This is a genomic window from Bradyrhizobium aeschynomenes, assembly GCF_013178945.1.
GTDB lineage: Bacteria > Pseudomonadota > Alphaproteobacteria > Rhizobiales > Xanthobacteraceae > Bradyrhizobium > Bradyrhizobium aeschynomenes.
Genome location: NZ_JABFDM010000003.1, coordinates 183,715 through 207,411, shown reverse-complemented (window position 1 = coordinate 207,411; position 23,697 = coordinate 183,715). Strand labels below are relative to the sequence as shown.

Genomic DNA, 23,697 nt, shown 5'->3' with positions numbered 1-23,697 from the left:
GCAGGCCCGTCCCTGAAGGGATATTGTCATGAGATTGTCGTCGACTGTCGTCGCCTCCTCGGCTGCCGCTGCGCTGGCAACCCTCCTGCTATGCGGCCCTGCCGCATCGCAAATCACACCAGGCCCCGCCACCACGCTTCAGGGCGTGACGGTCGACGCACCGAAGCAGGCGACAAGGCTCCCGAGGTCGAAGGCCACCGCCGACGCCCCGAGCTCTCGCCGCGCGTCAAGCGCTCGGACGGCTTCGTCGATCACGTCCGTCCCCCCGACAGGCTCTGTGGAGGAGAGGCTCGCCAAGCTTCAGATGACGAGCAGCAGCTGCAACGGCGGCTGCGAGACGAGCTTCAAATCCGCGAAGGCGCCGTGGGTCGGCTGCGCCCTGTCGGGCCAGGAATTCTCGCATTTCGATCCGGCCTGCAGCGACACGCTCAAATATAAGGACTACGCCGATTGCGCGGGCACCAAGGCCTTCCTCGGCTGGGATCGCAACAAGGTCTGGCTGCATTGCAGCAGCCTGCTGGCCGGCGGCAAGTTTCAGGTCGCCGAGTTGAAGCGAGCCAAGCGCGCTCATTAGTCGGCGGCTTCGTCCCTCAGCCTCATCCGACGTGAGGTCTTGGCGGCCTGCGCTCGACGCAGGCCGCCGTTCTTTGCACCCGCGGCCAGCCCGCCGTGGAGCAGGAGACATCATTGGTGTCGTAGGCCTCGCAAGCCCGGCGCTCCGATGTCCTGGCCGGGATTGTCCGCTCCGTTCAACTGGAGATTGGCGCAGTGCGAGGCAGGAGCCCGCCTCGCAGCCAAGATCTCCAACGGCGTGGCATGACGAGGGCGGAAATCCCGATCGGCGCTGTCAGATAAAAGGGGAGCGGCAGAAGCATCTAAGCCATGAGCGCCGCGAATTGCCATCAAGCAGTCGTTTGGGTGATCGGCTGACCATAGCGGACTTCGTCCTGACACGAACGCGGCCTTGATACCAACTCCGACACCGAAGACATCGACCTATGATCGCCGTGAGTTCCCCTCGATCGCTACTTCCCACACGCCTGCTTGCATGCATCGAAATTCGAGCGCGCCGTGGCCAAGCACCGCGTCAGCTCTTCGATCTCTTTCCTTGGGTAGTTGCACATTTGCACATCCCGCCTGTTCTCGGCTTTGCATATCTCCATGCATCCGTTGGCGGCCTCGGCGGGCACGATCGAGACGGCCGGCATGAGGGCCAGCAATCCCGCGACGATCGATCCCAATGCCTTCATTTCACCCTCCTCGCTGTTCGCCGGCACTGCCGTTGCCGACACGACGCTTCTTCCAACGATAGCGGTCTTCGCCCGCGCGTTTGCCCATCCGTCCGCGAGAACATCCGAGCAGACACAGAGCCGCTTCGGTCTCGAACGCGCCCTAGGCGGCTGGCCTTCGTGTCAGCTCGAGAGACGGTCGCAAAGCAGATTGGAATTGCGTCCGTAGGGCATTGATTCAGGTCAACCCCAACGAGCAGTATGACCATGGCGGTTGCTGTTCGCGAATAGGGCAGCAGGCGGACGCCCCCGAGCTCGTGCGGACTCATGCGCCCAACGGCGCCCCTGCGGCGATGAACCTTCGGGCTTGCTCGCGCGACTTTATCCATATTGGGCGAGATCAAGATCGCAAATGACAACTCTGGCCAGAGCTATTTCCAACGCCTTTTCCGATTCATCGACCGGCATTTCAGACGCGCTGCTCAAACAGGTCTTGCTGGCCGCTGCCGCAGTCTTGCTGGTGGCGGCGCTGACACTGACCTACGGGCTTGATCTCAGTCCCGGCTTGCTCTGACCGGGCGACGTCCGGCGAGCCTGCGGCGGAATGAAGGCAAGCAGCGCGGCCAACGCAACAACCGAGGATCGCATGCAACGTGTCCTCCATTCTTGGTGAGGCAAGAACCAAGTTTTGCCTTGGCCAAGACCCTATGACGAAATCGTCTCGCCGCCACGGCGATTACCTCAGGGGCCGACCAAGCGGCACTCTCGGCCCCCCGACTCATTTGTTCTGCAGACCGCGCTCTGCAGCAGCTTCATCTGCTTCTGCGAAAACTCCTTCGACCAGTCCCGTATGTTTGTCCGCATCGCTTCCAGCATCAGCCCGCGGAGAGGATCGTCTCGGAGCTTTCCGATGATGATCCCTCGACCGACGCCGGTGAGGGTGCACGCGCCGGGGTAGACAAGGATCTTCAGGGTCTCGGCATCTAGTGATCCCTTGATCACCCGCTCGATCCGCGCATTCAGAACGACGATCGGACGACCGCTGGCATCGCTCGCTTGCGCCTGATCGTCGATTGTCGCTTCGATGGCAACCGGGGCGTCGATATCGGACGGGACATGTTCGAAGATGATGGCCTGCATGGCACTTGGCGGACAGGGAATGATGCCGGCACCTGCGCCGGTGTAAGCAGCGCAGCAGAAAAGCCAGCAGATCACCCATGTCCGCGGATCAGCAAGCGAAGTCTTGATCATCGCGGGATGATGTCACTGCTTTGCAAAGTCTACAATGCATCCAGGACGACGAGGCGGTGTCCGTCAATGACGCACAAGCGGACGACGGCCGCCTGTTTCCTCCCGCGCGGACCGAAACGGCTCGGCGGCGAGGGGGAGACGGCGAACGATCTGATCTCGATTGGTCGGATCAAGAAGCCATCAAATCTCGCGAAACAGCTCAACAATTCCGCAAAGGGGGGAATCGAATTCCGAACGGTGCAACCAACGAAGTCGTGCGCCTCGGGTCAAAAGCGGACGTTCAGCCCACCGGCGGCTAAAATCCGCGGCTTCCAGAAAGCCGAATTTTTTTCTTTCCTTTTTTCCGAATCCATGCTTATCTATCGCCGTCCCGTCTCACACGAGGGGCGCTTCGCGGTCGTCACGAACGTCGAGGCGGGATGCGGTGGGCGTGTTGTTGTCGCAGCGTGGTTTTCCGCGCCGACGAACGATGGCGATGCGCACGGTCAAGTCGCGTGGTCCTGACACCCCGACGCTGGTGTCACGTTCGCGTCGGCGCTCACGCGCCGCGCGGGCAACGGTGACCAGAAAGCCCGGCGCACCGGGGAGCGCGCGAAGCAGCCGTTAAAACCATTGCGCGGGGAATGCCGGGTGATCTCGGCTGAACCTGTGGTGACTGCCGCCTGCTTTTTTTCTGCAGGCGGGCCATGGGTGCGGCCAGCGCCCGGCATTCCCCGTGCCTCTTCTCAGGAAGAGGGCATCGGTCAGCAAAGCTCGGACGCGAGAGTGCGCCGCGAGGCAGCGAAGCCATGGATGCAACATTCCCCCGAGACACGGACGACGATCGCGGAAGCGCGGAGCGAGCGGGCGGCGCGGCGAAGCGCCGGGCCTTCCTGCCCGTCTTCAGGTCTCACGACGTGGATGGCCGGGGCGAGCCGGCCATGACGACGCGGAGATGGTCGGGCACGCGCCCACGACCGCCATTGCGGCGGCGCCGATCGTCCCGCGTAACGGTGAGCCGAGGCTCATCCACCGCGGCGGCCTATCGGAGGATCTTCAATGATCGAGGAATGGTCCAATCGAGAACCGGACGAGGCTGGGTCATCGGCCATGCTGGCCGATGGTGGGCACGACAGGGATCGAACCTGTGACCCCTACCATGTCAAGGTAGTGCTCTCCCGCTGAGCTACGTGCCCTAATCCAGAAAGTCCGTTCGGGTGGGCGTCCCTATATCGGCTCCCACGCAGGCAGGCAAGGACGCAAAATGCCGAAATTGGGAATAATCCGCCGGCCCTGGACCGGCCGGTCCAAATCGCCGGGCTCAAAGGCGCCGGGCTCAAAGGCGCCCGGGTCCAAAGCCCCGGCGCCGAAGCACGAGGCGCCGAAGCACCAACGGCGTGGCGGCTCAGGCCGCCAGCATCTTGTTGACCTCGCTGACGAGCTCGCGCAGGTGCACGGGCTTGGACAGCACCTTGGCGTTCTTGGGCGCCTCCGAATCGGAGTTCAGGGCGACCGCGGCAAAGCCGGTGATGAACATGATCTTGATGTCCGGGTCGAGCTCGGAGGCGCGGCGCGCCAGCTCGATGCCGTCCATCTCCGGCATCACGATGTCGGTCAGCAGCATCTCGAACGGCTCCTCGCGAAGCCGCTGATAGGCCGACATGCCGTTGTCGTGGGGCGAGACCTGGAACCCGGCATTTTCCAATGCCTTGACCAGGAAGCGGCGCATGTCGTTGTCGTCTTCGGCGAGCAGGATTTTGTGCATGGCGAGGGGTTGTCTGGTCCGGGTGAGAGGCGGAGCGTTGCCGCCACTAAGCCTGACGGGCGGTAAATTTCGGGTGAAAGATTGCGCCTTTTGATCCGACATCGGCAAGGCAATTTGAGGGCCGAACCTGCGTCGTCGCCCGACGGCGGCGCGCCAGCTCAGAGTTGTTCCAAACGGCGGATGAACTTTTTCATTGCTTTTCGCTTGGCAGAACGGCTCGGATTATCGAAGATGCGGCTTGGCGAATGCGCACTGCCTGCGTTGTCCAGCACGCTCTACGGCCGGAGGATACCGGCGCATCAATAAACGTGACTTCAACGCACGTGGCGTTCCACGCACGTGACCAAGGGGACGGCGCCCAGCGATGACGGACTTTGATGGCGAATCGCCGCCGTTCGAGATCATGGAGCCAGCCGAATGGCGTGCGCCCATCATCTTCAATTCGCCGCATTCCGGCTCGGTCTATCCGGACGAGTTCCTGCTGACCTCGCGAATCGATCTGCCGTCGCTGCGGCGCTCGGAAGATTCGTTCATGGACGAGTTGATCGCCGACCTGCTGACGCGCGGCTTCCCGGTCGTGCGCGTGCATTTCCCGCGCTGCTATGTCGACGTCAATCGCGAGCCCTATGAGCTCGACCCGCGAATGTTCACCGGGCGGCTGCCGAGCTTCGCCAATACCCGCTCGATGCGCGTCGCCGGCGGCCTCGGCACCATTCCGCGCGTGGTCGGCGACGGCCAGGAGATCTACCGCGACCGGCTCAGCGTCGACGAGGCGCTGCACCGCATCGAGACGCTCTACAAGCCCTATCACCGCGCGCTGCGCCGGCTGATCAACCGCGTGCACCAGCAGTTCGGCACGGTCGTGCTGGTCGACTGCCATTCGATGCCGTCGGTCGGCGTCTCGCGCGACGAGCCGAAGCGCCCGGACATGGTGATCGGCGATCGCTACGGCACGAGCTGCGCGTCGCTGCTGCCGGACCTGTTCGAGGACGTGCTCGGACGCCTCGGCTATTCGGTCGGCCGCAACAAGCCCTATGCCGGCGGCTTCATCACCGAGCATTACGGCAACCCGGCCTCGGGCCTGCATGCGATCCAGATCGAGCTCAACCGCGCGATCTACATGGACGAGCGCAAGCGCGAGCGCGGCCCGCGCTTCGCCCAGGTCGCCTCCGATCTCGCCGTGCTCGCCGAGGTGCTGGCCACTGTGCCGCTCGGCGACCTCGGCCCGTTCCAGGCCGCAGCCGAATAGAGCCGCACGGCGTCTCTAGGTCGGGCGGAAGCAGCCGCACGACCGGCGGCACAAAAAAAAGGGCCGCTTGAATGACAAGCGGCCCAAGTCTAGGGAGGAAACGCCCAAGGAGGGCAGCGATAACGCGAAGCGCTACCGCACCGCAACAATATGCAGATGCGCTGCACAAAACGCAAGAGTTTTTCCGCCCTTCCCCATGCAAAAAACACAGGCCGGGTTTGCACCCAACGCGACCCGCGTCACGTTTTTATTCGAAACGTCAATGGGTTGATCGAAAAGTCAGATCAATCAAAACGGCGCGCGACGTTCACTTCGGGTTTCGCGTCGAAAGCGAGGGCGGAAAACCCGCGCCAGCGCGAAGGGCGCCGGTCACCGAATGATATCCAAGATGCCAATTCCTCGTTCCATATCCGGATGCGCGTCCCTCGGCTTTGAGATAGGCATGATCGGCTCATTGCCATCCGATTCCCTGATCGAAGGACGCGTTGTGACGGTCATCGACTTCTCTGCCTTCATCGGCCGCCTGGCGACGGCTGCGGGCGAAACCATCCTCCCGTTCTTCCGGACCTCGCTGCTGGTCGACAACAAGAGCAGCCGGCAGGATTTCGACCCGGTGACGGAGGCCGACCGCGCGGCGGAGGCGGTCATGCGCCGGCTGATCAAGGCGAACTTTCCCCAGCACGGCATCGTCGGCGAGGAATTCGGGAATGAGCGCGAGGACGCCGACTATGTCTGGGTGCTCGATCCGATCGACGGCACCAAGTCCTTCATCGCCGGCTTTCCGACCTGGGGCACGCTGATCGCGCTGCTGCACAAGGGCACGCCGGTATTCGGCATGATGCACCAGCCCTTCATTGGCGAACGGTTCGCCGGCGACAACGGCTCGGCCAACTACAAGAACGCGGCCGGCGAGCGCCGGCTTTCGGTACGGCGCTGCGAGCGGCTCGAGGATGCGGTGTGCTACACGACCAGCCCGCTGCTGATGAGCGAGAGCGATCGCGCGATCTTCGCCAAGGTCGAGGCCGAGACGCGGCTGTCGCGCTATGGCGGCGATTGCTACTCCTATTGCATGCTGGCCGCCGGCCATCTCGATCTCGTCATCGAAACCGAGCTCAAGCCCTACGACATCGCGGCCCTGATCCCGATCATCAACGGCGCGGGCGGCGTCGTCACCAACTGGGACGGCGGTCCGGCGCAGAATGGCGGACGCATCGTCGCCGCCGGCGACAAGCGCGTCCACGAGGCGGCGATCAAACGGCTTGGAGGCTAGCGTCGGCCGCTTCCTGGAAAATGTCCTGGCCGCGTAGTTGGATCAGGCAGCCGCCCGGCGCAGATGCTCGACCAGCAGCTTGGCCGGGCGCGGCAGCGCCTTGAAGCTGCGGGCGCAGATCACCAGCCGGCGATCGGCCCAGGCATCGCGCAACGCGATCAGGCTGATCGGCAACGCGCGCGCGCAGCGGCGAGCAGCCGCTTCCGGCACCACGGCGATGCCGATGCCGGCGGCCACCATCTGGCAGATCGCGTCGAAATCGCGCAGCCGTGCCCGCACATGCTGGCGGATGCCGAGCCGTGCGGCATGCCGGCCGATATGGACGTTGAGCGCAGTCCCCTGCGTCAGCCCGATGAAATCGTGCCCGGCCGTCTCGCTGAACTCGGCGTGCCTGCGTCCCGCGAACGAGCTCTGCCGTCCCGCCACCAGCATGAGCCGGTCCTCGCCGAAGCCGAAGCGCTCGATCGTCTCAGGCAGCGCGTGCTCGGCGGCGAATCCGAGATCGGCGCGGCCCGAGGCGATCGCGTCCGCGATCTCGGTGCTCTCGCGCTCCTCGACGTCGACATTGATGTCCGGATTCGCCCGCAGAAACGCGGCAAGCGCCCTGGGCAGATGCTCGGCGAGGCCAACCGTGTTGGCGAGCAGCTGCACGTTGGCTCGCCGACCGGACGCGAAGCCTGACAGCTCGCCCTGCATGGTCTCGACATTGGCCATGATGATGCGGGCGTGCTCGAGCAGGCTCTCGCCCGCAGCAGTCAGGTCGACGCCGCGGCGGCCGCGCTTGAACAGCTCTACGCCGAACGCATCCTCCAGGCCCTTGATGCGGGCACTTGCGGAGGCCAGCGCAAGGTGCGCGCGCTCGGCGCCGCCGGTGATGCTGCGGGCCTCGGCAACGGCAATGAACAGCCTGAGATCGACGAGATCGTAGCGCATGCTCCCCTGCCTCTGCCCTTGACGAAGGCTAGCTCCGTAACCTTCACATTGTGCTGACGACGGACATTGGTCAATGTCGGCACCATGATCGATCCGATCCTCATCTTCATTGCCCTCGCCCTGACGATTGCGGGCTTCGTGAAAGGCGCGCTGGGCCTCGGTTTGCCGACCATCTCGGTCGGGCTGCTCGCGATCGCCATGCCGCCGGGCCGCGCGCTCGCCATCGTCATCGTGCCCGCCGTCGTCACGAACATCTGGCAGACCTTCGCCGGTCCTTATCTGCGCGACATCGCAAAGCGACTGTGGCCGCTGATGGCGGGCACCGCGATCGGCATCTGTCTCAACGCCGGCGCCCTCAGCCATGCATCGACGCGCTACGGCAACATCGCGCTCGGGGCACTGCTGATCATCTATGCCGTCCTGGGCCTCACCCGCTTTGCCTTCAAGGTCGCCCAGCGCCACGAGAAATGGGTCGGCGGCATCGTCGGACTCATCACCGGGCTGATCTCCGCCGCGACCGGCGTGCAGGTCGTGCCATCGGTCCCCTACATGCAGGCGATCGGGCTCGAGAAGGACGAGCTGGTCCAGGCGCTCGGCGTGTTCTTCACTGTTGCCACCATCACGCTCGCCTTCAACCTGACGAGTTCCGGCCTGCTGAGCACGGCCACCGCCCTCCCCGGCGCGATCGCGATGGCCTGCGCCTTCCTCGGCATGTTCGCAGGCCAGGCAGCGCGGTCGAGACTGCCGGCCGAGGCTTTCCGCCGGGTGTTCCTGATCGCGATGGTCCTGCTCGGCCTCTACCTGGCCGGCAGCGCGCTCATCCCGTTGGTACTTTGATCAGCGCGCCTCGAACATCGCGATCCTCACACCGAGATAGACCAGCAGGCCGCCGATGGCGCGGTTCAACCAGAGCAGCGCGGCAGACGAGCCGCGGACGCGGCGCGCAGTGCGTGCCGCGATGACGGCGACGCCGAGACACCAGATCGTGCTGTTGACGATGAAGATCGTGCCGAGCAGCAGGAAGGCGAGCGCCTTGTTGGGCGCCTCGGCTGCGACGAATTGCGGCAGGAAGGCGAGAAAGAACATCGCCACCTTCGGATTGAGAATGTTGGTGAGCGCGCCCTGCCAGAACACCTGGCTCAGCGTGATCACGGGCACTGCCGGCTCAATGCCCGACTCCGCGGCATTCGGCCGACGCGCGAGCAATTGGGTGAGGCCGAGATAGACCAGGTAGGCGGCGCCCGCCCATTTCACGACGGCAAACGCCGTAGCCGATGCGGTGAGCACGGCCGACAACCCGATCGCGCTGCCGAAAACGTGAACCAGGCAGCCCGTGCTGATGCCAAAGGCGGCGGCGGCGCCGCCCCGCCAGCCGATCTGCGCGCTGCGGCCGACGATGTAGGCCGTGTCCGGGCCCGGCGTCATGTTGAGCAGCAGCCCGGAGAGGAGAAACAGCGGCAGATCATGGATTCCGAGCATGATTGAACGTTTCCTAACGATATCGATCTAATTCTGGAGCTATCCAGGGTGTTGCCCTCCCGAACGGCGGGCTGCAAGCTGCTTGATCGAAGGTCGCGCGATTGGTTCTGCAAAAGGATTGGATTCGGCCGCCTCGGCCATGGTATGCGCGAGGCGGGAGCACGATGTGATGGAAAGACGCCTCGCTGCCATCCTTTGCGCCGACGTCGCCGGCTATTCGCGCATGATGGGTATCGACGAGGCCGGCACCCACGCGGCCTTCAAAGCTCATCGCGGCGCCATCCACCCGATCATCCTCAATCATGCCGGCCGCATCGTCAAACACACCGGCGATGGCTTCCTGCTGGAATTCGCCAACGCCGCCAGCGCGATCCAGTTCGGAGTCGAGATGCAGTGCCTGATGGCGGAGCGGAATGCCGAGCTGCCCGCCGACCGCAGCATGCGCTTTCGGCTTGGAATCCATAAGGGTGAGTTCACCATCGACGATGGCCAGGCCTTCGGAGACGGCATCAACGTCGCCGTCAATCTCGAATCCATCGCGACGCCGGGCGGCGTTGCCGTTTCGGCCAAGGCCTATGAGGAGGCGAGCCCGCAGCTCCCGGTCAGGCTGACCAGTGCCGGGAGCTTCCAGTTCCGGGATCTGCAGGAGCCGGTGCAGGCCTGGACCTGGGAACCCGGCAGCGAGACGACCATCAGGGCGCGGACGAACGCCGCGACCCTGCCGCCACAATATCGCACGGCGATCGTCGGCGTACTGCCATTCGTGAATCTCGCGGACGGCCCTGACGAATACCTTGCCGACGGGCTCGCCGACGACCTGATCCACGCGCTTTCGCTGCAATCGTTCTTTCGTGTCTTGAGCCGGACCTCGACGTTTCGCTTCAGGGACCGCGGCCTCAACCCCCGTCTGGTCGCCCGCGAGATCGACGCGACCTATCTGATCCAGGGAACGGTGCGGCGCTCGCTCCAGAAGATCCGCGTGACGGCCGAGCTGATTGCGCCCGAAACCGGCGCCCAATTATGGGCCGGGCGCTACGACCGCGACCTCGGCGATCTCTTCGCGATGCAGGACGAGATCACGACCAGCCTCTGCGCGGCGCTGATGCCGGAGATCTATCGCGTCGAGGCCTCGGTTCCGGTTCGCTCGTCCGCTGCAGACCCCACGGCCTGGGACCGGTTTCTGCGCGGACTGTCGCACTACTATCGACCGACCAAGGCCGACTATGAGGTCTCGATCACGCTGTTCCGCGAGGCCATCGGCCTCGATCCGACGCTCGGCATTGCGCACGCCTATCTGGCGACCATTCTGATGCAAGGCATCAACTTCGGCTGGATCAAAGGGTCGCGAGAGCTCTGGGACGAAGCAAAGAGTCTCGCACTCGACAGCGTCCGGCTCGATGCGCGCTCCTCCTTCGCCTACGCGATCCTCGCCTTCGTCCAGGCCATGCAGGGCGCTCATGAGGACGGCATGAAAGCGGCGCGCAAGGCGACCGAGCTCAACGCGTATGACATGGGCGCGCGCGGCGTGCTCGGTCTCTGCCACATGGTGTCCGGCGATCACCAGCAGGCGATCGATCAGTTCTCGATCGCCGCCCAGCGCGGCAACAGTGATCCACGCTATCAATGGCCGGCGTTGAACGCCTACAGCCATTATCTGATCGGCCGCTACGAGGCGGCGTTGTCGTGGGCGCGCGAGGAGCTATTCCTCTACCCTAACCATCTGCAGGCGTTGACGATCCGGGCAGCGACCCTGGCTCAGCTCGGCGATCGCGACCAGGCCCGGGACGCCATCGGCGCGCTGTGCGAGCAATATCCCTGGCTGACGCTCGACCGCCACATGAAGAACATCCGTTGGAGGAAGCGAGACGACATCGAGCACTACCGGGACGGGCTGATCAAGGCAGGATTGACCTGACCGATCGCGGCATCGGTCACCCGCCTGCCACATGGCCCGCACATTGCTTCCGCAAATTCATTGGATTCGAGCTACGTTGCCGTGGTATCGCCCTCTGTCAGAGCGAGGAACGGATGGAGAGACGGCTGGCCGCCATTATCTGTGCCGATGTGGTCGGTTACTCGCGGATGATGGGCGCCGACGAGGCGGGGACCCATGCCGCCTTCAAGGCGCATCGCGGCGCCATCCATCCGATCATTCTCAATCACGGCGGCCGGATCGTGAAGTACACGGGGGATGGCTTCCTCCTGGAGTTTCCAAGCGTCGTCGGCGCGATCGCGGCCGGGGTCGAGGTGCAGAAGCTGATGGCCGAGCGCAACGCGCACCTGCCGGCCGACCGGGTGATGCAGTTCCGCCTCGGCGTCAACATGGGCGACGTCATCTTCGACGAGGACGAGGTGTTCGGCGACGGCGTCAACACCGCAGTGCGACTTGAAGCCGCAGCTCCCCCGGGCGGGATCGCGCTGTCGAACAAGGCCTACCAGGAAGCCAGCAAGCATCTGACGGTCACGTTCGTCGATCGCGGACCGTTCCGCTTCAAGAACATCGAAGACACGATCAACGTCTGGACCTGGGATCCCTCCGCACCCGAGGCCAACCGCGAGGCCAGGCCGGCCGCGTCCCTTCCGGCACAGTACCGCACGGCGATCGTCGGCGTGCTGCCCTTTGCCAATCTCAGCAGCGAAACCGACGAATATTTCTCGGACGGATTGGCGGAAGACCTGATCCACGCGCTGTCGCTGCAATCCTTCTTCCGGGTGCTGAGCCGCAACTCGACCTTCGCCTTCAAGCATGCGGGGATGAGCGCCCGCCTCATCGCCCGCGAGATCGATGCGACCTACCTGATCCAGGGCTCGGTGCGGCGGTCCGGCAACAAGATCAGGGTCACGGCCGAGCTGGTCGCGCCGGAGAATGGCGAGCAGCTGTGGGCCGGTCGCTACGACCGCGACATCGGCGATCTGTTCGCCGTGCAGGACGACATCACCGCCAATCTGTGCACCGCGTTGATCCCCGAGATCTACCGTGCCGAGGCGGCGGTGCCGGTGCGGTCCGTCACCACCGACCTCACCGCGTGGGACCGCTTCCTGCGCGGGTTGTCGCATTACTACCAGCCGACCAAGGCCGACTACGAAAGCTCGATCGCGCTGTTCCGTGAGGCGATCAGGATCGACCCCGGTCTCGCGATTGCTCACACCTATCTCGGCACCATCCTGCTGCAGGGCATTCATTTCGGCTGGATCCGAAACTCGCGGGGGCTATGGGACGAGGCGATGGGGCTCGCCGAGGCCAGCGTGCGGCTCGATTCCCGCTCGTCCTTCTCCTATTCGCTGTTGGCTTACGTCCATGCGATGCAGGGGCGCGTGGAGGCGGGCATGGAGGCTGCGCGCAAGGCGCTGCAGCTCAATCCGTACGATATGGGCGCGCGCGGCGTGCTCGGCGTCTGCCATCTCGTCGGCGGCGAGCACCGTCAAGCGATCGAGCTGTTCTCGGTGGCGGCGCAGCGCGGCAACAGCGATCCGCGCTATCAATGGTCGGTGCTGAGCGCGTTCAGCCACTACATGCTCGGTCAATATGACGCCTCGCTGTCCTGGGCCCGTGAGTCGCACTATCAGAACCCCAACCATCTGCAATGCCTCGCCATTCGCGCCGCCGCCCTGGCGCAGCTCGGACGCTCGGTCGAGGCCGGCGAGGCGGTCGCTGCGCTGCTGAGCCAGCATCCGTGGATGACGATCGACCGGCTTCTGAGCAACATCCGCTGGCGCAATCCGGCCGACATCGCGCATTATCGCGACGGCCTGGTCAAAGCCGGGGTGCCGCTGACCAAGCTGACCCTGGTCGACACCAAGGCCAAACGCGCGAGCGAATGACGCAATCTCGACTTGAGGTTGACACCGCGCCGGGTTACTCCATCATTCATAATTGCATTGTAGCGTTCAGACGCTGAGGGCTGCGCCCTTCCGCGGCGCCAGCCGGCGCCGGCTTTATCTGTTTGCGTGATCCACGTTTTCATCACTCAGGTGCTTTCCAAGGATGTCGTTCGATGCAAGAAGACACCGCCCGCGTCCGTGACGCCCTTCCTGGACAGATTTCTGTCTCGCCCGACAACCCCTGCCCCTTCCTGCGTGCGCTCGTCGCCGGCGGCTTCGTCGACGGCCACAGCGTCCCGCTGAAGACGATCGCTGATCGCGTCGAGGCAGCCAGCGGCGAGACCGGCTTGAAGAAGCGCATCGTCGGCCTCGAGACCTTCGGCGTCGCGCTGATTGCCAACGGCTTGTCGCCGCTGCGGCTGCTGAAGAGCCTGTGGTCGGGCGCCGATCTCGATCAGCTGCGCAACGGGCCGCTCGACAAGCATGGCGGCGGCTCGCGCATCCTCGACGCCGAGGCCAAGGTCCACCCGGACGAGATCGATCGGTTCGCGAGCTTCGGCAGCGATCATGCCGACCCCAATGGTGGCACCGAGCGCGGCCTGAACGCGGCGCAGATCCAGACCTTCATGAAGGCCAATCTAAAGCGCGACGGCGACAAGGCGCGCTGGTACTTCCCCATCCTGATGCAGGGCGAGTGGCCGGTGCTGCTGAATATCCTGGGCAAAGGCGAGGGCGACGGCCGTTATCTGTCCGTCGCCGAGGTCCGTACGTTGTTTGTCGAGCGGCGCTTCCCGCAACGCATCGCGGCGCGGCTGATGGCCAAGCCGAAGCCCGCGAGCGTCATCTGGCGCATTGGCAAGGCCGTGGTCAGCGCCGTGGTGCTGGCAGGCGTTGCCGTGCTCTTGGCCTGGATCGCCGCGCCCGATGCGGTGAGCGACAAGCTCAGCGCCATGCTGCCGAAGAAGGTCGCGGCCTTCATCCCACCGGCACTCCCGGAGGCGGAGCCGACCAAGGCGGCCTACTGGCTCGACCAGGGCTGGACGACCAAGGACCGGCACTGGTTCCATCACGTGACGCAGGGCACGGCCACCTTCCCGATTCCCTACAACTGGTTCATGGCGATGGAGCAGCCTTATCTGTCGCCGTTCGGCACGCCCGGCCTGATCTCCGACAGCGCCTATCTCGAGCGTTTCGGCTTCATCCCGAGCCCCAAGAGCGTCGATGGCGATCCCAGCGCGCTGCGGCCGTTCGGCTACGCAGCCAACGCGACCGCCAAGACCGACATCGCGCCATCGCTGCCCGCCGGCCTGAAGCCGACGCCGGCCGGCAATGAAGGCGGCCTGCCGGTCGGATTTGCGCGGCTCTCCGGCGCCGCCGATCCGGCCACCGGCGCTGCGCAGTCCGACAAGATCGGCCTCACCTGCGCGGCCTGTCACGCCGGCAGCATCCACTACAAGGGCGTCAGCGTCCGCTTCGACGGCGGCCCGGGCATGGTCGACCTGCGCAAGCTCGAAGAAGCCATGGGCTTTGCGATGATCTTCACGCAATACGTCCCCGGCCGTTTCACGCGCTTTGCCGACCGCGTGCTCGGCCCCAATGCCTCCGACGCCGATCGCGACGCCCTGAAGAAGGGTCTGAAGGCCGCGACCGACTTCGCACTCAACATGCAGGCGAAGAACTACCAGAAAGCGATCGAAGCCAAGGGCCAGACCGAGACCGAGGAAGGCTTCGGCCGGCTCGATGCGCTCAACCGCATCGGCAACCAGGTGTTCTATCTCGACATGGCCGTGAGCGGTCTGCCGAACATGCTCGGCAACCAGGAGGCGATCGACGCGCCAGTGTCCTATCCGCCGATATGGACCGTGCCGTGGTTCTCCTGGGCGCAATATGACGGCTCGATCGCGCAGCCTCTGATCCGCAATGCCGGCGAGGCGCTCGGCGTCTTCGCGCAGATCAACTTCTCGCCGGAGACGGCGAGCGACAAGCTATGGCGCTCGTCGATGGCGATCGAGAACCTGCTCCATATCGAGGACATGCTGCGCGGCCCCGATCCGTTCGCGACGACGACGCCGGCCTTCGGCGGCCTGACGTCGCCGAAATGGCCGGAGAAGCTGTTCGCCGGCGACGACGCCTGGAAGGTGGACCAGACCCGTGTCGAGCGCGGCCGCAAGCTCTACGCCACGGTCTGCGTCGAATGCCATCTCGGTCCGGTCGCCGATCCCGTGTTCGACAAGACCTATCCGGACAAGAGCTTCTGGAAGATCAAGCCGGCCGACGACTGGGAGAGCAAGGGCTGGAACGCCAAGGGACCGATCCTCGACCTCGTGCAGAAGCCGGTCGATGCGATGCAGACCGACCCTGGTCAGGCCAGCATTCTCGCCACCCGCAAGGTCAAGGTGGCCGGCTTCCTGGAGGTCGACCCGGCCAAGGATCTGAAGGGCTGCAACCTGCCGCAGGGCTCGACCACCGACATGCCCTATGCGCTGGCGCTGATGGCCGTGGTGCAGAAGGCGAGCGACAAATGGATGGAGGACCGCAAGCTATCACCGGCCGAGCAGGCGGCGCTCTGGGGCGACCGCAAGAACTGCCCGAACCCGGCCGGCAAGAGCTATCGCGCCCGCCCGCTGAACGGCGTCTGGGCCACGGCACCCTATCTGCACAATGGCTCGGTGCCGTCGCTGTACTGGATGCTGACGCCGGCCGCCGAGCGGCCGACCTCGTTCTGCCAAGGCGCGCGCGACTTCGATCCCAAGCATGTCGGCTTCGACGTCCCCAAGGGCGGCGAGACGGCGTGCAAGGTTGGGCAGTCTCTGTTCGCCGTCAAGGACAGCAGCGGCAAGCCGATCAAGGGCAACAGCACGCTCGGCCATTCCTTCGAGGGGCCGGCGAAGCCCAACAAGGACTATCCGAACGGCATCATCGGCGGCGCCTTCTCCGAGGAGGAGCGCTGGGACCTGATCGAATACCTGAAGACGCTGTGAGAACATCGCGCGGCGCGCCTTGCTGATGGCGAGGCGCGCCGGCAGGCTCACGCCGCCCTCCAGACGCCGGGACGGAGGCAGCGCCGGATCGTCGTGCCCTGCTCGCTCAGGGAATGCAGCATCACCCAGCCATTGACGACGAGATCGCGCACACCGGGGTGACGCTGCATGACCTCGTCCATCGCGCCCTCCGGCGCGGCGATGAAGACGTTCAGACGCACCGGCTCATGGATGAAGCGGCTGCCGTCATGCACGGACTGCCAGGGTAGCCCGACCCTGAGATCACCGGCATTGCCTTCGAGCACGCCGAGCTGGCCGACGATGTTGTGCAGCACCTTGTTGCCGCTGCCGAAGGCTGCGTTGTTCACCGTCGAGCCGTAGTATTGCAGATTGATCCAGCTCGCGACCACCATCGGCGCCGTCATGATCAGCTCCAGCGTCCGATGGCCGTCATCACGCCCAGCCTCATAGGAGTGCAGGAAGGCACGGCCGCCGAGATCGAGCCCGCGAGTGAAAGCGCGCGGCGCGGCGATGAAGGCGGCGTTGCCCGCCAACCCCCATTCGGGCCTCACCTGCGACCAGTCGCGGCTGCGCGCGATCACGGCGCTGTCGATTTCAGGCTTGTCAGCGATGCCGAGCAGCGCGCTGCGCTCGAGCCGCGCCAGCCGCGCGGCGTCTGCCAGCCGCGCCTTCAGCCGCGACAGATCCGGCGCGAGCATGGCCGGAACGTCGTCTTCATCGAACAGCGTCACGGCATCGGTCGTGGTGTCGTGCAGCGCACCGATGAACCAGCAATCGGCGGGGATGTCGATGCCCTTGGCGCGCAGCCCTTCGCGGACGCGCCAGTCGTTGAGCACGGCGGCCGCCACCCGCGCATTCGCCTCGCCGGTGTGGCCACCGCAGGCACCGCAATCGAGGCCCGAAGCGTGAGGATTGTTGACGGTGGTGCTGCCGTGGCCGGCCAGCAGAACGAGGCGGGCGAACGGCCCGGTCAGCGACATCGCCTTCAGCACCGCCTCGGCCATCGCGACCCGCTGGGGATCGGTAAAGCCTGTGGCCCGGCCGCCGAGCTCACCCGCTGTCAGCCGCGGCTGGACGCGGGCAGCGACCTCCGGATCGAGACCGTCGACGACCGGCGAGGGCACCGGCCGCGTCAGGCCGAGGCTGTCGGTCGCGATCTTGGCGGCGAAGCCGAGGCCGGCGGTCTCGACGAAGGAGAACGACGAGACGGCCGAGACCTTGAACGACTTCCACGCCTTGGCCGCGCGCCGCCGCAGCAGCCGCAGGCCGAGCACCTCGGCTTCCTCGACGTCGTCAGCATCCTTGACCGCCTCGCAGACGATGAAGGCAGGCTTCAGCAGCACCGGGCATTGCGCGCCGCCCTTGCTGTGACCGATCGAAACATACTCGATCGGGAAGCCGAAGAATCCGGCGAAGCCGATGGTCTCGGCTTCGGGATAGGCGGTCTCCAGCGCGCGCCGGAATATCTCCGAGCGCACGTCGATGCAGAACGCGGCCTGCACGGCTGGCCGCGCTGCCAGCCGCGTCGGGGCTGCCAGCGATCCGTGTGCCGCCAGCTTTGCAACGAGCTTCCTCCGGAAAGCGATCTCATGGGCCTCGTGGAGGACCAGATCGATGGCGAGTTCGGGCGTCTCGTCCAACCGGTGATCGGCCGGCAGCTTCGCCGCCTCCGCCATCGCCTGCGCCCAGGCGGACTTGAACGCCGCGTCGGTGCGCGACTGGAACAACGCAAAGCCCCAGGCCAGCCGGATCGCCAGCAGCTCCAGCAGCGTATCGTCGCGCCGGCCATCGAGCTCTGCGTTCCAGCCGATGTACCGCGCATAGGCCGACCAGCCGCCGAGATCGAACAGCGCCCGCACCAGATAGTCCTCGACCGCGCGCTCGGGGACGCCGAGCCGATCGATGATCAAGCCGATCGTCTGCACCGGATCGGCCGGCAGCTCGGCGATCGCCTCGCGGAATCCGGTCAGGCCCATGACCTCCGGATTGCGGTCGTAGGCCGCGAGCTTCCGCCAAGCGGCGTACGGCTTCAGCTTGCGCACCGGGCTCGGCCAGCTTGCCTGGCCCTCGTCGAAATAGCTGGCTGAGAACGCCGAGATCTCGTCGATCATGAAGGCGACCAGCGAGACGTAGCGATCGCCCTCGGCGAGCCGGTCGAGCACCTCGGCCACGGTCGCCACCACGGCGGGCGGCGACGACCGTCCGGCCTCGACGCGCGCCTTCTGCTTGAGCGCTTCCACATCGAGGCCCGTCGAGGGATGCAGCGCGAGCGCCTGCGCCAGCGCGGCATCGTCGATCCGGCCGTCGTCGAGCGCCTGCCGGTAGTAGGCCCGCGGCATCAGCATCCGCGTGCGCACCACGCGCTCGAAGGTCGCCGCCGTCGCCGCGAAGCTCTGCGACGTGAAGCCGAGGAACGGATTGACCGCGACGAAGTGCTTGAGCGGCCAGAGCGGCGCGACCCGCCGGCAGGCGCTGTCGATGCGGGCCATCAGCGCCGCATCGGCGGTGGTGTCGATCGGGTCCGTCATCGTCATGGCAAGGGCGGCCTGGGTCATGGGAGATCTCGGATCACGGGTTGGATGGAGAGGAGGTCGAGGTGCGGGGCCAGACCGTCAGCACGAGGCGGTTGGCGAGCGTGTTGAGATAGAGGCCGTTGCGCAGGTGGACGTAAGCTGCGATCCAGAACGGCGCGTCGGCGCGGCGCATCATCTGGTTCTGGAACACGGTGACGGCCGCGAACGAAACCACCACCGCCGCCGCGATCAGCATCGGCACGAGACCATCCACCGGCCGCGCCGCTGGGAAGCTGCCCGCCACCAGCCAGGCCATGCCCGTCTGCAGCGCGAAGTACACGACCGCGACGCCGACGGCGGTGACCGCGGCGCGGGCGACGACGAAGCCGTTCGGCCGCTCGTCGATGGCGTTGGCCATCAGGTGCACGAGGCCCATCAGCAGCACCGCGCCGAGCGCGATCTGCGCGGGATTGCTGCGGAGTGTCATGCCGAAGGCGAGCCCGGTCAGCAGCGCCAGACCAATCACCGCGACCAGCGCCAGGATCAGCCGGGCCGCATGCGGCTGGCCGCCCGGGCTCGGCGTCCACGACGCCCGGGCGAGATCGATGATGCTGCCGGACGACAGGAAGGCGTGCGCCTTGTAGAGCGAGTGCGCCACGATGTGCAGCAGCGCGGCGGAAAAGGCGCCGAGGCCGCATTGCAGCAGCATGAAACCCATCTGCGCGACGGTCGAATAAGCGAGCTGCACCTTCACCGAGGTCTGCGTCAGCATCACCAGCGAGCCGAACAGCGCTGTGGCGCCGCCGACAACGGCGAGCACGTCGAGCGCCGGTGTTGCCAGCAGCAGCACATCGCTGAGCCGGAGCACCAGGAAGCCGCCGGCATTGATGATGCCGGCATGCAGCAGCGCCGACACCGGCGTCGGCGTCTCCATCACCTCGATCAGCCAGCCATGTAGCGGCAGCTGGGCGGATTTGAGCATCGCAGTCGCGACGATCAGCAACGCGGCGATCGTGACCAGCGCCGATCCGGCCCCCTCACCCGCCCGGGCGTGCGCGGCGAGGCTGCCGATCTCGAGGGTGCCGAACCGGACGTAGAGCAGCAGCGCCGCGACCGCGAGGCAGGCGTCGCCGAGCCTGCTCGCCACGAACTTCTTGCGCGCGGCCCGGATCGCGGCCGGCCGGGTGCCGTAGAACAGCAGCAGCTTGCCGAGCGCCAGACTGGTGGCGACCCAGGCGGCGAACAGCAGCACGAGATTGCCGGAGATCGGCAGCATCAGCACCGCCGCCAAGGTCAGCAGCAGCCAGCGCGTGAACCGGACCTGGCCCGGATCGCCGTCGAGATAGTTGCGGCTGTAGCTGATGACGACCAGGCCGATGAAGCTGACCAGCACGGAGAGGATCGCGCCGAGCGCATCGAGCTGCAGGGACAGTCCAAGCCCGTAGCCGCCGAGCAGCGGCGTCCGCCCTGCCCCGATGATCGCTGCGCCCAGGCTTGCGACCAAGGCGATGGCGAGGGCGACCGCAGCAGCCGCGATCGCGTTGCGGGTGACGGCTCTGGCGCTGCCGCCGGTGCCGGCGAGGCCGGCGACGGCGAGCGTGAGGGGCGCAAGCGCCGCAAGACAAGGAAGGAACTGGTTCATGGCGGCCCGGTCGGTTGATCACATCAGACGTGCCCTCTGCTTACCGGCTGCGGTTCCTTGTTAAAATTTCAATGATTGAACGTGATCGTTGTAAAATATAGAACGATGCCATGCCGCATCTGAACTACCATCACCTGCGCTATTTCTGGATCATCGCCAGCGAAGGCAGCATGAGCCGGGCGGCGCAGCGCCTCAACGTCTCGCCCTCCTCGCTGTCGGTGCAGGTCAAGGCGCTGGAGGAGCAGCTCGGGCAGAAGCTGTTCGAGCGCACCGGGCGCACCCTGCAGCTGACCGAGGCCGGACGCATCGCGCTCGACTATGCCGGCAGCGTCTTCAAATCCGGCCATGAGCTGATCGAGACGCTGTCCGGTCTGCGCCCTGGCCGGCAGCTGCTGCGTGTCGGCGCCGCGGCCAATCTGTCGCGCAACTTCCAGATCGCCTTCCTGAAGCCGCTGATCGGCCGCGGCGACGTCGAGCTGATCATCCGCACCGGCCAGTTCGCCGATCTCCTGGAGCAGCTCGACGCGCACAAGCTCGACCTCGTGCTTGCCAACCATCCGGCGGCGCCGGACACGCGCAGCAATTTCGACAACACGCTGCTCGACGAGCAGCGCGTCAGCCTGGTCAGCCGCAAGCCGTCCAAGGCCGCCCGCTTCCGCTTTCCGCACGATCTCGCGACGACGCCGGTGATCCTGCCCGGCCGCGGCAGCGCCCTGCGCTCCGCCTTTGATGCGCTGGTCGGGTCGAGCGGCATCCGCCCCATCATTGCCGCCGAGGTCGACGACATGGCGATGCTGCGCCTGATGGCGCGCGAGAGCGGCGCGGTGACCCTGGTGCCGTCGATCGTCGTCATCGACGAGTTGCGCTCCGGCGTACTGGTCGAGCGCGCCCGGCTGAGCGCGCTGAAGGAGCAGTTCTTCGCCGTAAGCCAGCAGCGCCGCTATCCGAATCCGCTGGTCGCCGAACTGATCGGATCATGCGCGAGGAAGACGGGATGAGTTCGCGACTGACACGTAGCCCGCATCAGCGCAGCGATGTGCGGACGTTGTGCGCGACATCCCGCAGCCAGTGACGAGGCGGCAGGCTGGAGCAACAGCCTTGCCCCATACGGGTGACGGTGGCCATGCGTCCCGGATCAGCGTCCGCCAATGCTGCGCGTTGCCGGACTTTGGCAGGGACGGCGCTGAAACCGATGCTGCTATTTGAAGCCGCTTCGGGGCCTTCGACCCGCACGACAGAGTGTTGGGTAGAGCGGCGGGACGACCAGATGGCGGCTCCCGTCGGAGGGCGTCTCAGAGAGCCCGCCCCCAATCTTCTCGGCGAACCCGGAGCGGAGTTCGTCCTGATCGTCTGGTCAGAACATCGCGGGCGGGCTGACGTTCACCCCATGCTGGACCAGAACGAGCGACGCAACGACGCCGGTCAAGGCGAACATGGTCACGAGGCCGAAGCCGGAATTGAGGGCATGAGGTCCAACAAGCTTTCGCGCGATCATCATCAACATCAATGTCTCCTCTCAAATGTCTTGAATGGACGTCACTAGAGAGACGGCGCGTTACCGGGGGGTTTCCAAGCTTGGAGAGATCGGCGCGTGGTGAATGCATCCTTGTGTGCCCCGTGGGTCTGGCATGAAGTCCGCTTAACGCTGCCGGCGCATTTGGGTCTGCCTTGTCGTCGAGCCGCGAGGCGGCCGTCCCAACCCGAGTCGGTCCATCTGCGGCATCGAGGGGGGCGATCCCCGCTTTGATTAAACACACTCAAAATGATATATATTTCGAATCATCGCGTAAGGGTTGTTTTCATTCGCGTCTGATCGGCTGTTCTTTTCACACCGTTACTTCAATGATTTTCAGGAGATTATAGTGATGACGAGCACCAGCAATGCCGTTCCGATCGTTTTCGAGAACCTCAGCAAACAAGACGTCTGGGTGCAATTCCTCAACGGGTCGTTCGGACCCGGCCAGCTCGGCGGGAGCGGCACGGTCCCGCTCAGCGGCAACACCGGTTATGCGTTGTCGGCCCTGGAGGGGATCGTTCCGGCCTATTCGGCCACGCAGAAGATTCCCAACGTCTTTCTCGACAACTTCACCAATGGCCGGATCTATCTGAACTTCGGATCGAGTGGCCTGTCGGGGCTGGGCAACGGCTATCAGCCGGCGCCGCAGAATCCCAGCGACGCCAACTACAACACGTCCTATGCATATCTGGAGACCAACATCTTCGGCAACACGCAGAACAATCTCGACATCAGCGACATCGATTTCGCCAGCATGGCGCTGGAGGCCAGCACCTGGAGAAGCGGCAAGCAGGTCGGGGCGCTGAAGTTCAACGACTCCAAGCCCGGCGCCATCGGCGCGAACATGGAGGCGCTGGGGACGCTATCCGGCGGAACGGCGGTGGTCGGGAATTACGTTCGCGTCATCGGCCCTGGCCTGACCAGCGGCTACCCGGACTGGAGTGCGTATTTCACCTTCCTGGCGTCGCAGGGACCGACCAAGATCGCGGGCTATTACGGCGGACAGGCGGGCGGCAGCGGGCCGACCTCCGCTCACCACTACGCGCTGACGGCGAGCTTCGGGAGTGTCAACGTCACCCTCACGGGCACCATCACCAAGGCCGGCTCGCGGACGCCGGAGGCCACGACCATCGTCATCACCTACGCCGACCTGAACCAGCCGACCGGCGTCTATGGCTGCAACCCGTCCTACACGGTGAACGGCGGAACGCCGACAGCGGGGATCGTCAACGACGTCTATGGCTGGATCGTCGGCGATCTCCTCGCCGGGCTCAGCTACGGCTTCCCCGGCAGCACCACGCAGGTGACGGTCGACGGCAAGTCGACGGCGCTCGGCGACGTGAGCTCCACGACCTGGTTCGAGCTGGCCAAGAGCACCCCGTCGCTGATGTTCGCCGGCGCGCAGAGCAACAGCGCCTACTACAATCAGTACGCGGCGCAGATCGCCGCCATATCGGGCGACTTCTACGGCTTTCCGTTCTCCGACCGCGTGCAGCAGCCGCTGCTGTACTTCCCGCCGCTCGGTCAGTCCGGCGGCGTGGACTATCTGAAGATCACGATCCTGCCGGTCGCCTATCCGGCCTGACGCGTCGCGCCCGCGTGCCCATTGCGCCGAATGAGCACGCGGGCTGCCCTCGCATCAATGCTGCGCGCCCCGCGCGGCCGCAATGGCCCAGGCGAGGAAGATGGCGATGACGTCCTCCAGGTGATTGGGTCCGCAGTAGGCCTCGAAGACCTTGCCCCGAACGTGGCAGTGGCACCAGTCATCGTCATCGTCGCCCTGAACCTTCACCTCCGTGAAGGGACGCTCCGCCAATGCCGTGGCGGACAGATCGATCCTGAGGGTCCATCCCGGATTGTCCAGGGTACCGATCTTGATCCCGTATTGATGCTCCCACTGGCCGTCGCATTGGGAGGCGTACCAATCCTGAAGGGCTTTCAGAGGGTCGCGCTGATCCCGCATCTGCATCCCATCCGTTGACGACGTCCGGTCCGGGACCGATCGGCCGGAGACATTTGCGGCCTGCGTCCCGGTACGGCGGACCGG

The 23,697-nt window shown here is 65.4% G+C and carries 20 protein-coding genes and 1 tRNA gene; 11 read left to right on the top strand and 10 right to left on the bottom strand.

Translation table 11 applies throughout. The features are described 5' to 3' along the window. The first annotated feature begins 304 nt into the window (after positions 1-304). Complete coding sequence (locus HL666_RS34140) at positions 305-574, top strand: hypothetical protein (RefSeq protein ID WP_246739288.1); 270 nt, start codon at positions 305-307, stop codon at positions 572-574. Positions 575-1,025: 451 nt separating this feature from the next. On the opposite strand, the gene HL666_RS09905 is transcribed toward HL666_RS34140, so the two are convergent. After that, on the bottom strand, positions 1,026-1,250 hold the full coding sequence (locus tag HL666_RS09905; RefSeq protein ID WP_172181189.1) for a hypothetical protein: 225 nt from the start codon (positions 1,248-1,250) through the stop codon (positions 1,026-1,028). A gap of 391 nt (positions 1,251-1,641) precedes the next feature. Between HL666_RS09905 and HL666_RS09900 the strand changes: the two genes are divergently transcribed. Further along, the gene (locus HL666_RS09900; RefSeq protein WP_172132229.1) at positions 1,642-1,803 is read left to right on the top strand and encodes a hypothetical protein; all 162 of its coding nucleotides are present in this window, start codon (positions 1,642-1,644) and stop codon (positions 1,801-1,803) included. Positions 1,804-1,970: 167 nt separating this feature from the next. On the opposite strand, the gene HL666_RS09895 is transcribed toward HL666_RS09900, so the two are convergent. Beyond that, positions 1,971-2,480 carry a hypothetical protein gene (locus HL666_RS09895; protein ID WP_172181187.1) on the bottom strand — a complete coding sequence of 170 codons (510 nt, stop codon included), beginning with the start codon at positions 2,478-2,480 and terminating at the stop codon, positions 1,971-1,973. A gap of 66 nt (positions 2,481-2,546) precedes the next feature. Between HL666_RS09895 and HL666_RS09890 the strand changes: the two genes are divergently transcribed. Beyond that, positions 2,547-2,984, top strand: coding sequence for a hypothetical protein (locus HL666_RS09890; protein WP_172181185.1), 438 nt, complete (start codon positions 2,547-2,549; stop codon positions 2,982-2,984). A gap of 596 nt (positions 2,985-3,580) precedes the next feature. Here HL666_RS09890 and HL666_RS09885 read toward each other — a convergent pair. After that, a tRNA-Val gene (locus tag HL666_RS09885) sits at positions 3,581-3,655 on the bottom strand. A gap of 209 nt (positions 3,656-3,864) precedes the next feature. After that, positions 3,865-4,224: a cell cycle two-component system response regulator CpdR gene (cpdR, locus tag HL666_RS09880; protein WP_006610087.1), complete on the bottom strand. Its 360-nt coding sequence runs from the start codon at positions 4,222-4,224 to the stop codon at positions 3,865-3,867. A gap of 364 nt (positions 4,225-4,588) precedes the next feature. On the opposite strand from cpdR, the gene HL666_RS09875 reads away from it, so the two are divergent. Further along, on the top strand, positions 4,589-5,473 hold the full coding sequence (locus tag HL666_RS09875; protein WP_172181183.1) for an N-formylglutamate amidohydrolase: 885 nt from the start codon (positions 4,589-4,591) through the stop codon (positions 5,471-5,473). Between the two features lie 487 nt (positions 5,474-5,960). Then, a complete protein-coding gene (hisN, locus tag HL666_RS09870; RefSeq protein ID WP_172181747.1) occupies positions 5,961-6,743 on the top strand; it encodes a histidinol-phosphatase in 783 nt (260 codons plus the stop codon). A 42-nt stretch (positions 6,744-6,785) separates the two neighbouring features. On the opposite strand, the gene HL666_RS09865 is transcribed toward hisN, so the two are convergent. Then, on the bottom strand, positions 6,786-7,676 hold the full coding sequence (locus HL666_RS09865; RefSeq protein ID WP_172113238.1) for a LysR family transcriptional regulator: 891 nt from the start codon (positions 7,674-7,676) through the stop codon (positions 6,786-6,788). An 84-nt stretch (positions 7,677-7,760) separates the two neighbouring features. Here HL666_RS09865 and HL666_RS09860 point away from each other — a divergent pair, with 84 nt between their 5' ends. Continuing rightward, positions 7,761-8,513, top strand: a complete 753-nt coding sequence (locus HL666_RS09860) for a sulfite exporter TauE/SafE family protein (RefSeq protein WP_172113237.1) — start codon at positions 7,761-7,763, stop codon at positions 8,511-8,513. Here the strand turns inward: HL666_RS09860 and HL666_RS09855 are convergent, their stop codons facing one another. Next, positions 8,514-9,155, bottom strand: coding sequence for a LysE family translocator (locus HL666_RS09855; RefSeq protein ID WP_172113236.1), 642 nt, complete (start codon positions 9,153-9,155; stop codon positions 8,514-8,516). A 169-nt stretch (positions 9,156-9,324) separates the two neighbouring features. On the opposite strand from HL666_RS09855, the gene HL666_RS09850 reads away from it, so the two are divergent. The 3 genes from HL666_RS09850 to HL666_RS09840 all read left to right on the top strand — a co-directional run bounded on the left by HL666_RS09850 (position 9,325) and on the right by HL666_RS09840 (position 15,958). Then, positions 9,325-11,070: an adenylate/guanylate cyclase domain-containing protein gene (locus HL666_RS09850; RefSeq protein ID WP_172113235.1), complete on the top strand. Its 1,746-nt coding sequence runs from the start codon at positions 9,325-9,327 to the stop codon at positions 11,068-11,070. A gap of 113 nt (positions 11,071-11,183) precedes the next feature. Beyond that, complete coding sequence (locus tag HL666_RS09845; protein WP_172113234.1) at positions 11,184-12,977, top strand: adenylate/guanylate cyclase domain-containing protein; 1,794 nt, start codon at positions 11,184-11,186, stop codon at positions 12,975-12,977. 173 nt (positions 12,978-13,150) lie between these two features. Then, positions 13,151-15,958, top strand: a complete 2,808-nt coding sequence (locus tag HL666_RS09840; RefSeq protein WP_172181181.1) for a di-heme-cytochrome C peroxidase — start codon at positions 13,151-13,153, stop codon at positions 15,956-15,958. Positions 15,959-16,005: 47 nt separating this feature from the next. On the opposite strand, the gene HL666_RS09835 is transcribed toward HL666_RS09840, so the two are convergent. Together HL666_RS09835 and HL666_RS09830 are read right to left on the bottom strand one after the other, a co-directional pair. Further along, the gene (locus tag HL666_RS09835; protein WP_172181179.1) at positions 16,006-18,534 is read right to left on the bottom strand and encodes a YbcC family protein; all 2,529 of its coding nucleotides are present in this window, start codon (positions 18,532-18,534) and stop codon (positions 16,006-16,008) included. Between the two features lie 13 nt (positions 18,535-18,547). Continuing rightward, positions 18,548-20,134, bottom strand: coding sequence for an NADH-quinone oxidoreductase subunit L (locus HL666_RS09830; RefSeq protein ID WP_172181177.1), 1,587 nt, complete (start codon positions 20,132-20,134; stop codon positions 18,548-18,550). A 110-nt stretch (positions 20,135-20,244) separates the two neighbouring features. Here HL666_RS09830 and HL666_RS09825 point away from each other — a divergent pair, with 110 nt between their 5' ends. Next, positions 20,245-21,132 (top strand): LysR family transcriptional regulator, encoded by an 888-nt coding sequence (locus tag HL666_RS09825; protein ID WP_172113230.1) that lies wholly within the window; start codon positions 20,245-20,247, stop codon positions 21,130-21,132. A 356-nt stretch (positions 21,133-21,488) separates the two neighbouring features. On the opposite strand, the gene HL666_RS09820 is transcribed toward HL666_RS09825, so the two are convergent. Beyond that, positions 21,489-21,638, bottom strand: a complete 150-nt coding sequence (locus HL666_RS09820) for a hypothetical protein (RefSeq protein ID WP_172113229.1) — start codon at positions 21,636-21,638, stop codon at positions 21,489-21,491. A 361-nt stretch (positions 21,639-21,999) separates the two neighbouring features. Here HL666_RS09820 and HL666_RS09815 point away from each other — a divergent pair, with 361 nt between their 5' ends. Continuing rightward, positions 22,000-23,235, top strand: coding sequence for a glycoside hydrolase 64/thaumatin family protein (locus tag HL666_RS09815; RefSeq protein WP_172181175.1), 1,236 nt, complete (start codon positions 22,000-22,002; stop codon positions 23,233-23,235). Positions 23,236-23,289: 54 nt separating this feature from the next. Here the strand turns inward: HL666_RS09815 and HL666_RS09810 are convergent, their stop codons facing one another. Next, positions 23,290-23,613 (bottom strand): immunity 53 family protein, encoded by a 324-nt coding sequence (locus HL666_RS09810; protein WP_172181173.1) that lies wholly within the window; start codon positions 23,611-23,613, stop codon positions 23,290-23,292. Between the last annotated feature and the right edge of the window lie 84 nt (positions 23,614-23,697).